This window comes from Komagataeibacter saccharivorans (assembly GCF_003207825.1).
Lineage (GTDB): Bacteria > Pseudomonadota > Alphaproteobacteria > Acetobacterales > Acetobacteraceae > Komagataeibacter > Komagataeibacter saccharivorans.
In genome coordinates this window covers 29,384-42,824 of the sequence record NZ_NKTY01000005.1, presented here as the reverse complement: position 1 = coordinate 42,824, position 13,441 = coordinate 29,384, and the positions used below count along the sequence as shown (strand labels likewise).

General features: G+C 59.8%; 13 protein-coding genes. 8 read left to right on the top strand and 5 right to left on the bottom strand.

Annotated elements, in window-relative coordinates; all coding sequences use genetic code 11:
• Positions 1–29 precede the first annotated feature (29 nt).
• On the bottom strand, positions 30–608 hold the full coding sequence (gene thpR, locus CFR79_RS04825; RefSeq protein ID WP_110547103.1) for an RNA 2',3'-cyclic phosphodiesterase: 579 nt from the start codon (positions 606–608) through the stop codon (positions 30–32).
• 195 nt (positions 609–803) lie between these two features.
• Here thpR and CFR79_RS04820 point away from each other — a divergent pair, with 195 nt between their 5' ends.
• The 5 genes from CFR79_RS04820 to cyoD all read left to right on the top strand — a co-directional run bounded on the left by CFR79_RS04820 (position 804) and on the right by cyoD (position 6,091).
• On the top strand, positions 804–1,580 hold the full coding sequence (locus CFR79_RS04820; protein WP_180967516.1) for a Bax inhibitor-1/YccA family protein: 777 nt from the start codon (positions 804–806) through the stop codon (positions 1,578–1,580).
• Positions 1,581–2,230: 650 nt separating this feature from the next.
• Positions 2,231–3,157, top strand: coding sequence for a ubiquinol oxidase subunit II (gene cyoA, locus CFR79_RS04815; protein ID WP_102324519.1), 927 nt, complete (start codon positions 2,231–2,233; stop codon positions 3,155–3,157).
• 5 nt (positions 3,158–3,162) lie between these two features.
• Positions 3,163–5,157 (top strand): cytochrome o ubiquinol oxidase subunit I, encoded by a 1,995-nt coding sequence (cyoB, locus tag CFR79_RS04810; RefSeq protein ID WP_102324518.1) that lies wholly within the window; start codon positions 3,163–3,165, stop codon positions 5,155–5,157.
• A complete protein-coding gene (gene cyoC / locus CFR79_RS04805; protein ID WP_102324517.1) occupies positions 5,157–5,762 on the top strand; it encodes a cytochrome o ubiquinol oxidase subunit III in 606 nt (201 codons plus the stop codon). The genes cyoB and cyoC overlap by 1 nt, the downstream gene beginning before the upstream one ends.
• On the top strand, positions 5,762–6,091 hold the full coding sequence (gene cyoD / locus CFR79_RS04800) for a cytochrome o ubiquinol oxidase subunit IV (protein ID WP_102324516.1): 330 nt from the start codon (positions 5,762–5,764) through the stop codon (positions 6,089–6,091). Before cyoC ends, cyoD begins: the two co-directional genes overlap by 1 nt.
• A gap of 121 nt (positions 6,092–6,212) precedes the next feature.
• Here the strand turns inward: cyoD and fdxA are convergent, their stop codons facing one another.
• From fdxA to CFR79_RS04785, 3 genes are all read right to left on the bottom strand, one after another.
• Entirely contained in the window at positions 6,213–6,545 is a 333-nt protein-coding gene (fdxA, locus tag CFR79_RS04795; RefSeq protein WP_102324515.1) for a ferredoxin FdxA, read from the bottom strand.
• A 189-nt stretch (positions 6,546–6,734) separates the two neighbouring features.
• Entirely contained in the window at positions 6,735–7,037 is a 303-nt protein-coding gene (locus tag CFR79_RS04790) for an RNA-binding S4 domain-containing protein (protein ID WP_102324514.1), read from the bottom strand.
• A 5-nt stretch (positions 7,038–7,042) separates the two neighbouring features.
• Positions 7,043–9,664 carry a helicase-related protein gene (locus CFR79_RS04785; RefSeq protein WP_110547102.1) on the bottom strand — a complete coding sequence of 874 codons (2,622 nt, stop codon included), beginning with the start codon at positions 9,662–9,664 and terminating at the stop codon, positions 7,043–7,045.
• Positions 9,665–9,778: 114 nt separating this feature from the next.
• Between CFR79_RS04785 and CFR79_RS04780 the strand changes: the two genes are divergently transcribed.
• The 3 genes from CFR79_RS04780 to CFR79_RS04770 all read left to right on the top strand — a co-directional run bounded on the left by CFR79_RS04780 (position 9,779) and on the right by CFR79_RS04770 (position 12,309).
• The gene (locus tag CFR79_RS04780; RefSeq protein ID WP_110547101.1) at positions 9,779–11,218 is read left to right on the top strand and encodes a leucyl aminopeptidase family protein; all 1,440 of its coding nucleotides are present in this window, start codon (positions 9,779–9,781) and stop codon (positions 11,216–11,218) included.
• Between the two features lie 162 nt (positions 11,219–11,380).
• Positions 11,381–11,797, top strand: coding sequence for a MarR family transcriptional regulator (locus CFR79_RS04775; protein WP_110547100.1), 417 nt, complete (start codon positions 11,381–11,383; stop codon positions 11,795–11,797).
• 56 nt (positions 11,798–11,853) lie between these two features.
• Positions 11,854–12,309, top strand: a complete 456-nt coding sequence (locus CFR79_RS04770; RefSeq protein WP_102324510.1) for a hypothetical protein — start codon at positions 11,854–11,856, stop codon at positions 12,307–12,309.
• Between the two features lie 67 nt (positions 12,310–12,376).
• Here the strand turns inward: CFR79_RS04770 and CFR79_RS04765 are convergent, their stop codons facing one another.
• The gene (locus tag CFR79_RS04765; RefSeq protein WP_110547099.1) at positions 12,377–13,411 is read right to left on the bottom strand and encodes a glycosyltransferase family 4 protein; all 1,035 of its coding nucleotides are present in this window, start codon (positions 13,409–13,411) and stop codon (positions 12,377–12,379) included.
• Between the last annotated feature and the right edge of the window lie 30 nt (positions 13,412–13,441).

Below are 13,441 nucleotides of genomic sequence, written 5' to 3'. Positions count from 1 at the left end.
TCCCGCTGCATGACGTTCCCGCGCAAGAATCAGGGATGCAGGGGATAATGCTCCAGCGGCTCGTAGAAGGGCATGTCTCCATGCCTCAGGGAGCGGAACAGCGTGAAATGACCGATGCTCTGTGCGTCGCAGGCGGGCGGGGGTGTAACGAGCCATCGTTGCCGACGTACCGGGTCTGGATGGCGCATCTGTCCCAGCGAGATATGGGGAACAAAGCGCCGGATGGGCCTTGCCGCCCCTGACTGACCCGAACCTGCCCTGCCGAAAGGGGAGGGGAGGTGCGTCATCGTTGCGCGTATCCTGTTTTGCAGGTGGACAAGGGCGGGGTCAGGCGCACAGCCCATCCACAGGGTATCCGGCCCCTGTCGTGTTGCTGGTTCGAACAGGCCGGGCACCGTCAGGATCAAGGAAGGTGGGGCAGCACGGATGGCGGAAAGGGCATGATGCATTTCCTCCAGAAAGTGCCCGTGCGTAACCTCGCCCACGAAATGCAGTGTCAGGTGATAGGATTCCGGCGGGTACCACGCCACATCCGGCAGGCTGCCCCGCAATTCACCAAGGGTGTGCGCCACGGCAGAGGGAAGTTCCAGACCAATGAAAAGACGCATAGAGAACCTGTTGGGCAGAATGAAAACGGCATATGCCGCATTTTGACATGTACAGTATATATAGGCCCGGAGCGGCGGCGTATGTGTTGCCGTATTGTAATGTATTGGACACGCCCAGGTTCTTGAACGTGTTCTACCATGTTCCCACATTGGGGTAGAGGCACGTCGGTCAACGACGTGGAGGAAGGAAACACAATGGCTTTTGGCCCTGATTCGCGGAGTTTCATCCGCCCCGCCGCTGATAGCGCCGCAGGTTCCGTGGATATGGGCCTTCGGGCCTATATGCTGCGAGTCTATAACTGGATGGCATCAGGTCTGGTCCTGACGGGACTGGTTGCGTACCTGATCGCCAATACCAGCCTGCAGGCCCTGTTCTTCCAGCATGTGCCAACCCCGATGGGTATGGCGATCAAGCCGACCGGTCTGGCCATGCTGGCCATGATTGCGCCGCTTGGTTTCGTCATGGTCATGTCGTTCGGTGTGAACCGGCTGTCCACTCAGGCCGTGCAGACGCTGTTCTGGCTGTTCTGCGGGGTGATGGGGGCAAGCCTGTCCAACATCTTCCTGGTTTTCACCGGCGTTTCGGTCACGCGGGTTTTCTTCATCACCGCAGCGACATTCTGCACCATGTCGATCTGGGGCTACACGACTCGTACTGACCTGAGCCGGTTCGGTTCGTTCTTCATGATGGGTCTGTTCGGCCTCATCATCGCGGGGGTGGTGAACATGTTCCTTCACAGCCCCGGCCTGTATTTCGTCTATAGCGCCGTTGGTGTGCTGCTGTTTGTCGGTCTGACCATGTTCGATACCCAGCGGATCAAGGCGACCTACCAGCAGCTCGCCTATTATGAAGGTCCGGATCAGGCTGCGAAGCGGTCGGTATATGATGCGCTGAACCTGTATCTGAACTTCATCAACCTGTTCCAGTTCCTGCTTCAGTTCATGGGTGTGCGCAACAGCAGCAACGACTGATGGCAGGAGTCCTGCTTTTTCAGACCGATAAGGTACGGTTTATGAAATGGAAAGGGTCGTCGCGAAAGCGGCGGCCCTTTTTGCATGGAAAGAGGGTCCGGGTATCGGTTTGGGTAAAAAAGATAAGACTTATTCAGATATGGAAATTATAAGATGACGAGAGTGTGAGGTTAATGACACGCTCGTAATTCCCTGTAAAACAATGTTTTTTTTAGATAAATTCTTCCGTCTGTAATTTTCTGAAATATTATGTGAAGGCTTGCCTCTAAGGGCATTCCGGTCGGATAACCCTTGAATAGAAAAACTATATGAAAGGGTGAGCGGCACAGGACATGCGCTTCAGCACACAGGACGGCATCGCGATTTATGGTCCGATCTGCCCTGACAGTAATAATTACGTAAGGTCTGGCGGGCCGTATTGATCAAGATCATGGTCAGCCGGTCGGCAACTAACTCATGACGGATGCAAACCGGAAAAGGGTCGATTGTCCCCTTTCGGAAGTCGACGTGGGCGCGATGTCGCTGGGTGCCGGGGGAAAGGCGATGCATTTTCCCTGCCGAGCGTATAACGTGACCGTTGTTGTCTAAGCCCGTGGATGAAGCGAGGATGTGAGCAAAACAGGGTGATGTCGAAACCAACGAGGCGTGAGATGAAGAAAAAAATCTTGCCAAGATTAACTAAGCTAGTGAGTTTATCTTCGGCAGTGCTGTTAGCAGGCTGCACGTGGGATACACTTGACCCCAAGGGCGTGATCGGTCTTCAGGAAAAAAGCCTGATCCTGACTTCGGTGTTCGCGATGCTGCTGGTCGTTGTGCCGGTCTGTATCCTGACACTGGTGTTCGCCTGGCACTACCGTCAGTCCAATACGGCTGCGGAATACCTGCCGAAATGGTCGCATTCCAACAAGATCGAGGTGATCATCTGGGCCGTTCCCAGCCTGATCATCCTGTTCCTGGCGGTGCTGACCTATCAGACCTGTCATTCGCTTGACCCGTACAAGCCCCTTGAAGCAGAGGCTAACGTCAAGCCAATTCATGTCGATGTTGTGGCACTGGACTGGAAATGGCTCTTTATCTATCCGGATGAAGGGATCGCGACCGTAAACCAGATGGCCATGCCGGTGAATACGCCGGTTGACTTCCGGATCACCTCTGATTCCGTGATGAATTCTTTCTTCATCCCGCGTCTCGGTACGATGATCTACGCCATGGCCGGCATGCAGACACAGTTGCACCTGATTGCCAACGAAGCGGGTGACTTCCTGGGTGAGTCCTCCAACTTCAGCGGTCGTGGCTTCTCCGACATGCGCTTCCGTGCGCTGGCAATGCCGGCGGACCAGTACAGCGCGTGGGTCGAGAAGGTGAAGGCTTCTTCCGAGCAGCTGGACAGCGCAAGCTATCCCAAGCTGGCCGCGCCGAGCGAGGCCAACCCGGTTGAATACTTCTCGCATGTCGACACAGGTCTCTTCGATGACATCGTTGCCAAGTACAACAACGGCATGGTCATGGATAAGAGCACCGGCAAGATGCTGCACGTGCAGCAGTCCGCGATGTCCGACATGAACATGAAGGAATAGGACAGATGTTTGGCAAATTAACATTGTCGGCCATCCCGTATGATGTGCCGATTCTTGTTGGGACGTTCATCGGTGCTGCCATTGCTGGCCTCGCCGTTGTCGGTCTCATCACCTATTACGGTAAATGGGGCTACCTGTGGCGTGAATGGCTGACCTCGGTCGACCACAAGCGCATTGGTGTCATGTATATCGTTGTAGCCCTCGTGGCGCTGTTCCGTGGTTTCGCGGACGCGATCATGATGCGCTCCCAGCTTGCGCTGGCCTATGCCGGTAACCCCGGCTACCTGCCGCCGCACCACTATGACCAGATCTTCTCCGCACACGGCACGATCATGATCTTCTTCATGGCCATGGCGTTCATGCAGGGTCTGATGAACATCGTGGTGCCGCTGCAGATCGGTGCGCGTGACGTGGCCTTCCCGTTCGTGAACACGCTGAGCTTCTGGATGACGACCATCAGCTTCCTGCTGGTTAACGTCTCCCTGTTCATCGGTGAGTTCTCGCAGTGCGGCTGGCTTGCATATCCGCCCCTGTCCGAACAGCAGTTCAGCCCCGGTGTCGGTGTTGACTACTACATCTGGGCGGTGCAGCTGTCCGGTGTCGGCACGCTGCTGACGGGTGTGAACTTCTTCGCGACCATCGTGAAGATGCGTGCGCCTGGCATGACCTACATGCGTATGCCGGTGTTCACCTGGACCATCTTCTGCACGACCGTGCTGATCATGGTTGCCTTCCCGATCCTGACCGTGGCCATGGGCCTGCTTGGTCTGGACCGTTACCTGGGCATGCACTTCTTCACCAATGACGGCGGCGGCAACCAGATGCTCTATCTGAGCGTGATCTGGGGCTGGGGCCATCCGGAAGTGTACATCCTGGTTCTGCCTGCCTTCGGCGCCTTCTCCGAAATCACGCAGACCTTCTCCCGCAAGCCGCTGTTCGGCTACAAGACCATGGTCTACGCGACCGCTTCCATCATGGTTCTGTCGCTGGTTGTGTGGGTTCACCACTTCTTCACCATGGGTGCCGGCCCGAACGTGAATGCGTTCTTCGGTATCATGACGATGATCATCGCGGTTCCGACCGGGGTGAAAATCTTCAACTGGCTGTTCACGATGTACAAGGGTCGCGTCGAATTCCACGCAACCATGTACTGGGTGATCGGCTTCATGATCACCTTCTCCATCGGTGGTATGACCGGCGTCATGCTGGCTATCCCGGCTTCCGATTTCGTGCTGCATAACTCGCTGTTCGTTATCGCCCACTTCCATAACGTGATCATCGGTGGCGTGTATTTCGGTTACGTTGCCGCCATGAACTTCTGGTTCCCGAAGGCTTTCGGCTTCAAGCTGAACGAAGCCTGGGGCAAGCGCGCGTTCTGGCTGTGGTTCGTTGGCTTCTACTTCGCCTTCATGCCGCTGTATGTCCTTGGTTTCGAGGGCATGACCCGTCGTATGAACCACTATGACAACCCCGAATGGCACATGTGGCTGCTGATCGCTGAAGTTGGTGCAGTTCTGATCGCAGGCGGTATCGTCTGCCAGCTGACCCAGCTTTATGTTTCGATCCGTGACCGCAACCTGGCCGAAAACCGCGACCTGACGGGCGATCCCTGGAACGCACGTACGCTGGAATGGTCCACGTCTTCGCCCCCGCCGTTCTACAACTTCGCCATCCTGCCGGAAGTGCATGAACTGGACGCCTTTGCCCATGACAAGGAAGCCGGTATCGACACGCGTCAGGCCGGTGGCAACTATCAGCCGATCCACATGCCCAAGAACACGGCATGCGGTTTCCTGATCGGTGCCTTCAGCTTCGTGCTTGGCTTCGGTGCGGTCTGGTACATCTGGTGGCTGGCGGCTGTTGGTCTGATTGGCGTCATCGCTACGGTGATCGCACGTTCGGCTAACAATGACGTCGACTATTATGTGCCGGTGTCCGAAGTGGTCCGTATCGAGCAGGAGCACTCCCATAACCTTATGGCAGCACAGGCAGCGGAATAATGGCGCAAAATATGACTGCTGATGCAGCCCATGCCCATGATGAACACCACGAATCTCCCGTGGTGTTCGGGTTCTGGCTGTATCTGATGACGGACTGCATCATCTTCGGTACGCTGTTCGCAGTGTTCGCGGTGTTGCGTGACCAGTTTGCCGGCGGTCCGACCGGCCACGAAGTGTTCGAACTTTCGGGTGTTGGCATTGAAACGGCAATCCTGCTGTTCAGCTCCATCACCTACGGTTTCGGCATGATTGCCGCCCACGAGAACAAGGTCAGCACCATGCGGACCTGGCTCGGGGTGACCTTCCTGCTGGGGCTGGGCTTCCTGTTCATGGAAATCCGTGAGTTCTCCCACATGGTTGCTGAAGGCAACGGCCCGGATCGCAGTGCGTTCCTGTCCGCGTTCTTCACGCTTGTGGGTACGCACGGTCTGCACGTTACCTGCGGCCTGCTGTGGATGGCTGTCCTGCTGTTCCAGACGGCTGGCAAGACCGAGCTGAACGAGCGCATGATCGGCAAGCTGACCTGCCTCAGCCTGTTCTGGCACTTCCTGGACATTGTCTGGATCTGTGTCTTCACCTTTGTCTATCTGATGGGTGTGCTCTGATGGCTGAACATATTTCATCCTCGGGAGAGGGCCACGGTAGCGTAGGATCTTACCTTACCGGGTTCGTACTTGCCGTCATCCTGACGGTGGCCGCCTTCGGTCTGGTGATGTCGCATGCGATGTCACCGTCCGCCACCGGTGGGGCGATTGCCCTGCTGGCGGTGGTCCAGATCGTGGTTCACCTGATCTACTTCCTGCACATGAACGGTTCGTCCGAGCAGCGCTGGAACGTCATGGCGTTTACATTCACGGTGCTGTCGGTTCTGGTCCTTGTGGCCGGCACGATGTTCATCATGCATGACACGTCCATCAACATGATGTCGCGCTAAGCGATGTCATGCGGGCTTCGGGGGCAGGCAACTGCCTCCGGGGCAGACGGCATAAAAAAAGACCGGCACGAGAAATCGTGCCGGTCTTTTTTTATGGGCAACCCTACGGGAAAGGCGGGGATCAGCCTTTGTGGGGTTCGGGGGAAAGAAGGTCCTTCTTGTTGGGCTTGTCTTTCCATTCCTCGGCATCGGCCGGGGCGTCGAGCTTGCGTGTGATGTTCGGCCATACGGCTGCGTATTTGGCGTTCAGTTCCGCCCACGGGGTCGCACGGTCGTCACTATCGGGGAAGATGGCCTCAGCGGGGCATTCCGGTTCGCACACGCCGCAATCGATGCATTCGTCCGGATTGATTACGAGAAAGTTCTCGCCCGCGTAGAAGCAGTCAACCGGACAGACTTCGACACAATCTGTGAATTTGCAGCGAATGCAGTTTTCGGTGACCACATAGGTCATCGCCTATCTCCGATCATTATTTGTTCGGCCTGCGGCAATAGGCCCGGCCATTGAAAGGGATGAGGTGCCACACCGGGCCTGATCTCATCGGGAATGGCGGAAGATATGAGAGCGTTTTCCTGCCGTGGCAAGCCCAAGACAGCGGGTAATGCATAATCACGCGCAGCATTGGCGTTGCGGACACAATATTCAGATGGATTCGGGAAGAATTTCATACAGAAGTTGTGCAAGTGAGGCGCATTGTCGTCTGGCCGCGAAGCCTGTAACGCGAATGACAATCACGCTTTTCCTGTCGGGGGCGGGCAGTGTCAGGATGTCCCCTGTATGAACCTGCGCATGGGCCTTGGTTACGCGCTGCCGGTTTATGCGGACCTGACCGCCGGCCGCGATCTGGGCGCATGCGCTGCGACTGCGCCCGAAACGGGCATGCAGCAGCCACAGGTCCAGACGTTGGGCCGTGGGGGACGTGTCGGGGGTAGCGGTCTGGTTCATGGGCGTTACGGTCGGTCAAACAGCGTGGCAAGCGCCGCGAAGGGACTGTCGGGGCGAATGGCGCGGCGACGGGAACCTGGGGCGGCATTACGTTTCTTCGCCCGGTCTTTCTCAGCGGACAGGACGCGATCCCTTTTGTTTCCGGTTGTATCGGACAGGAAACGGATCATGATGGGTGCGGGCGGCCCATAATGATCGGCGGCCATGGGTCGGGGATGATACACCCGCATGTTCATTCCCTTCATGACCGCTGGCAGCATTTCGCGGCGTATGCCCAGGCGCGATGCCAGCAGGGGCGGCAGTGGCACGGGCGCGCGCCGGGTCATGCGGGCCAGTTCCAGAATGATCTTTTCCGCAATGTCCAGCCTGATTCTTACGGGGCCGGTTTCCAGCCAGCCCATGCGATCCATGAACGCTGCGGGCAGGGCATCGGGTGCAAGGGAAATGCGGCTCATGGCGGGCAGGGGTGGGCAGGGCATGTTCAGGCTGATGGCGATCAGCCAGCCGCGCAGCCGCATGGGCTGCTCCTTCAGGATTGCGGGCATGAACAGACTATAATGCCCCACCTTTATGCCCAGTCGCCGTAGCCGACGGATCGTGTCCTGATCGTAGCGTTCGCCGCGATGAAGCGGGGCGATCCCGGCCCCTTCACACAGGCGATGGACAGGCCCGCGCAGGTCCGGCGTGCTGGCCACTGCGGCCTGCACGGCAAAAAGGGGCGCCAGATGTTCGCGCACCACCTGTCCCAGCCATGTCTGGAGCCGGTTGCGGATGCGTTCGCGCTGGGCATTGTCCAGTAGCGGGTTATCAAGCACCTGCGGGCGGGGCGAAAGCACGTGGGGGCCGGGTTGCAGGCGCGCGATAGGCATATCCTGCCACATGACGTGCAGCCCGTCGGGGGAAAAAGCGAACTGCGCGTCATCATCCTGCACCAGCAGGGCGACACGGCGCGGGATCTCGCTACGCACGGCGCGACGGGCCGCGCGCATCAGCAGCCGCCCGTCCTCCGCATCGTCATGTTCACCGGCGATCAGGTCCAGCCCCGCAATGCGCCCGACCTCGTGGCCTTCCACCACTACATTGCCCTGTGCCGTTACAGCAGAAAGCAGGCTGTCATGCACGCCTTCATCCAGTCGCCGGATCAGGGTTGTGGCGCGGCGATCGACGAAGCGGGCGGTCAGTTGTTCATGCAGGATGTCGGACAGGCGGTCTTCCACTTCACGGGTGCGGGCCTGCCAGTGTTCCGCATTGGCGATCCAGCCCGTGCGGGATGCGATGTAGCTGCATACGCGGATGCCGGCCAGCCGCTGCATAAGCGAATCAATGGTGCCTTCCGTCTGGAAGAAATGGGTGATCTGTCTGTCCAGCCAGTCAGCGGGAATGCGCCCGTCCTGAATGATATGGGTGAAAATACGCCCGCACAGCCGAATATGGCTGTCATCGCCCAGTTTGCGGAAATCGGGGATCTGACAGCTTTCCCATAATAGCCGCGTTGCTGCGCGGGAGCGGACCAGTGGGCGGATTTCGGTATTGGCGCTCAGTGCCGCAAGGGCCAGCATGTCGCTGGCTTCGTGGCCTGCGACCAGTTCCCCACGGGGGGACGGGCGGTTGAGACTGGCCAGCAGGGTATCGGGGGATGAGAAATCGAGGTCGCTGTTACGCCATGACAGGCGGGTAAGCGGATCGAAACGATGCTGTTCCACCGCTTCGGCCAGTTCTTCATGCAGCGGCGGGCAGGTGCCTGTCGTGCCGAAGGTACCATCACGAAGCCCGCGCCCGGCGCGTCCGGCCACCTGCGCGATTTCGCCTGCGGCCAGGGGGCGGATGCGCGTGCCATCGAATTTGGACAGGCTGGCAAAGGCCACATGGTTGACATCCATGTTCAGCCCCATCCCTATCGCGTCGGTCGCGACCAGATAATCCACTTCCTTTTCCTGATACAGCGCCACCTGCGCGTTACGCGTTCGGGGGGAAAGCTGGCCCATGACAATGGCGCAGCCGCCACGCCTGCGACGCAGCAGTTCGGCAATGGCGTACACCTCACCCGCGGAAAAGGCGACAATGGCCGAACGCGGCGGCAGACGTGTCAGCTTGCACGCCCCGGCATGGGTAAGCTGTGACAGGCGGGGCCGATGTTCGATTTCTATGCCCGGCACAAGGCGGCGGATCAGGTTGCGGATGGTATCCGCGCCCAGAAACATGGTTTCCGCCGTGCCGCGTGCATGCAGCAGGCGGTCGGTAAAGATATGTCCGCGATCCGGGTCCGCGCAGAGCTGGATTTCGTCCACCGCAACGAATTCCACCCGCCGGTCCAGCGGCATGGCCTCGACCGTACACGAAAACCAGCGGGCCTTCGGGGGCACGATCTTTTCTTCGCCGGTTATCAGGGCGACAGCATGCGCGCCCTTGCGCGCGACCATACGGTCATAATTCTCCCGTGCAAGCAGGCGGAGCGGGAAGCCGATGATGCCACTGGAATGGGAAAGCAGCCGTTCTATGGCCAGATGGGTCTTTCCGGTATTGGTCGGGCCGAGCACTGCCCGGACCCGCATGTCGGAATGGGGACCGGAACCCTGTCCGGCCGCAGTGCGATAGGGGCCGCCAGGACCCGTGGGTACACCCGTCATGGGGATATGCTCCGGCCAAGTGGCGGCAAATGCAAGCAAAACCACATGCGGCTTGCGTTGCATGGTAGCCGGACGCACCCTGCCAACAGGAAAATGCGGTACGGAGGATGTGCAGTGAACGTGGTGGAAACTCAGGACTGTCTGGTCATGGCGCAGGACGTGGCCGGACAGGATGTGGGCGTGGTGCATGCCATCCGCCCTGACGGCTGTGCAGGGCTGGCCGCGCTTGTGGGCGAAACGGCTGCCCGCTTTGCCACCCGGTCCGGCTTTGTGGCGCGTTACGGGCAGGTGCAGCTTCTGCCCGACGCCGGGGGGGGCATCACCACGGCTCTGCTGGGGCTGGGCGAGGAAGGGGAAGGAGCCGATCCGTTCGTCTTCGGTGCGCTGCCCGATTCGCTGCCTGCGGGATTGTGGCGGGTCAGTACGCCTGCGGACATCGACGGGGCGGATGTTGCCCTTGGTTTCTGTCTGGGCGCGTACCGTATGCCCGGTTTCGGGCGCGATACGCCGCCGGCTCCGGCCCGGAGCCGACTGGTGGTGGACGCGACGGAACACGCTGCGGCCCAGATGGCCCAGTGCGTTAACCTTGCGCGTTCTCTTATCAATACGCCGCCCAACCTCATGGGGCCTGACGATCTGGCTGCCGCCGCGACGCAGGCGCTCGAACCGCTGGGCGTGCAGGTTTCGGTCCTTCGCGCAGAGTGGCTGGAACGGGATTTTCCCACGATCTTTCACGTTGGCGCGGGCTCCGACCGTGCGCCCTGCGTGGTGGAAGCCCGCTGGCAGGGCAGCACGGCGACGGAGGACGCGCCGCTGGTCTCGCTGGCGGGGAAGGGCGTGTGTTTCGATACCGGCGGGTACGACATCAAGCCCGCATCCTCCATGCTGCGGATGAAAAAGGATATGGGCGGGGCCGCCATCATGCTGGCTCTGGCCCGTCTGATCGTGTTGCGCGATCTGCCCGTGCGGCTGGAACTGCGCCTTGGCTGCGTGGAAAACAGTGTGTCGGGCCATGCGATGCGCCCGTCCGATGTGGTGCGGACCCGTGCGGGGCTGACGGTCGAAATCGGCAATACCGATGCCGAGGGGCGACTGGTGCTGTGTGACCTGCTGCATGCCGCCTGCGAACACCAGCCCGACCTGCTGGTGGATGCCGCGACCCTGACGGGGGCCGCCCGCGTGGCGCTGGGACCGGACGTACCCGCCCTGTTCACCAATAGCGACGAAGCAGGCACCGCTTTTGTCACGGCGGGCAATGCCTGTGGCGACCCGCTATGGCGGCTGCCGTTATGGCCGGGTTACCGCAAATGGTTGAACAGTCCGGTGGCAGACCTGAACAATATTTCATCCAAACCTATGGCCGGGGCCATTACGGCGGCGCTTTTTCTAGAGAATTTTGTCAGCGCAGATGTGCGTTGGGTTCATATCGATACGTATGGATGGAATGATTCGTCACGACCCGGCCGCCCGGAAGGTGGGGAAAGCCTAGGGTTAAGAGCAACTTATGCCGCTATATTAACTATTTTTAATATCGAGGACAGAATGCATCGATAAAGAAACAATCCCACAAGCGAACTAAATCCCTTTGTGCGACTTATATATGCCGTAAATGCTAATTATATAGGCAGAACGATAAGACATCATTCCAGCCCCGGTCCGATTCCGCCACATGTGTGCCGATCGGCGGGGCTGATATTCGACAAAGGATTCCAATCGATGGCCAAGACATCCCAGGCTCAGACGGATCAGATGATCAACTCCCTGCGTGAAACCATTGTCGCAATGGTTCGCCGCGACGGTCCCGACCTGTCTGCCCGCCAGCTGGCCGTATTCCTGACCTGCTATCTCAGCGAAGATGCGCATACCGTGCGTGGCCTTGCAGCCGAACTGAACGTGTCCAAGCCCGCGATCACCCGCGCGCTGGACCGGCTGAAGGATCTGGACCTTGCCCGCCGCACGCCCGATCCGATGGATCGTCGTTCCGTGCTGATCAAGCGTACGCTCAAGGGCAACGCCTATCTGCGTGACCTGTGCACGATCGTGACCGAAACGACGCAGGAAAAGGCGGCAACCCCCGTTCGCAAGGCCCCCCGTGCGCGTCGCGCCGCCGAGACCCTGCGCCGCGTGGGCTAAAGGTGCAGGCCGTAGTTCTCTTCATGCATTACTGATGGACTGAAGGGGTCGATCCCATGCGTATATCACGACGTCTGGCTGTCATTGCCATAGCAATGGCGCCGTTTGCTGGCCTGTCCACCATGGCGATGGCGGCGGATTCCTCGCTTGGCACGCCGTCAGGTCAGGTCACGATGAAGTTCAAGTCACTGGATATCGGGGTGGGCCACACCTGGGGCACGGGGCGGCTGACGTATCAGCACCATACCTACCGCTTCAAGATCGAAGGCGGGTCGCTGGCGGCTGTGGGCTACTCCACGATAGAAGGTCGGGGCACGGTCTATAACCTCCACCGCCTGCAGGATTTTGAAGGCAGTTACGCCGCCGTCAATGGTGAGGTCACCGCAGGCACCGGCGTCGGCGGCATGGTACTGAACAACCCCGCGGGCGTACGCATCCAGATCGACACCACCAGTTCCGGTGGCCGTCTAGCGGCAGCCCTTCAGGGTATGAAAATTACGCTGCATAAATAAGTCAGGGTTTCAGCCTTGATATCGTCTGACAGGGGGGATGGCCGGAAGGCTGTTCCCCCTGTTTGCGTTACCATGTCAGCCCCGGCCTGTGGCGCACCCGTCGCGTGACCACAGCAGCCCATAGCAGTTGCGCAATGCCAGCCAGAGTGGCCCCCGCAAACGGCGTGGCTATCCCCCCGGCCACGGCACCCGCGATGATGCCCCCATACAGCGTTCCGCCCCATGCCAGCAGCGTAAGCCGGGTGGCGTTCATGCCGCTGCGATGGGCCATCTGGTAGAAATGTTCCCGGTGGGCCTGCATAAGTGGTCGACGGCTCCATGCACGACGCAGCAGGGTTGCGAATACATCCGCCAGCACCCCCGACACAATGAGTGGCATGAGCATTTCCGCATGGGGCAGGTGCGCGCCCCCCATGCGTAGTCCCAGCGCGCCCAGCACAAGCCCGCAGCACTGGCTGCCTACATCCCCCATGAACAGCCGCGCATGGGGGAAGTTGAAGGGCAGGAAACCGGCAATGGCAGCAGCCAGCACCAGCGCGGTGCCCCATATTTCCACCCCGGCCTGCGCCATAAGGCACAACCCCGCCGTGACAAGACACGCCAGCAGGGTGCAGCCACTGGCCAGCCCGTTCAGCCCATCAACAAAGTTCATGGCGTTACACAGGCAGACCAGCCACAGCACCGCCACGACAAAGGGCATCCATGCAGCGGGGTTGGACCGGGACGCGTTGCATCCCCACGCCACCAGTATGGCGGCGGCCAGTTGCGCCAGCAGTTTCCATGCGGCGGGCATGGGATGAATGTCATCGCGCCATGAAAAAAGTCCCAGCCCCGCCGTGGCGAACAGCAGCGTCATATCCGCGCGGTCAGGCATATGGTGGAAAAGCAGGTCCACCAGTGGCACGCCGGGCAGGAATACGGCCAGAATGGCCAGTCCGCCGCCCTTCGGCACCGGTTGGGCGTGCGCGCTGCGGCTGGTGGGGCAGTCCATGACACGCAGGCTGATGACGCGGTGCGACACGAAGGCCGCCAACAGGGCGCATGCCACCAGCAGAAGGCCAAAAACGGCTGCTGTGGCATAAGCGGAATGCGTAATGGTCATGAAAGCGGGGATCGGGGCATGATCTCTCCT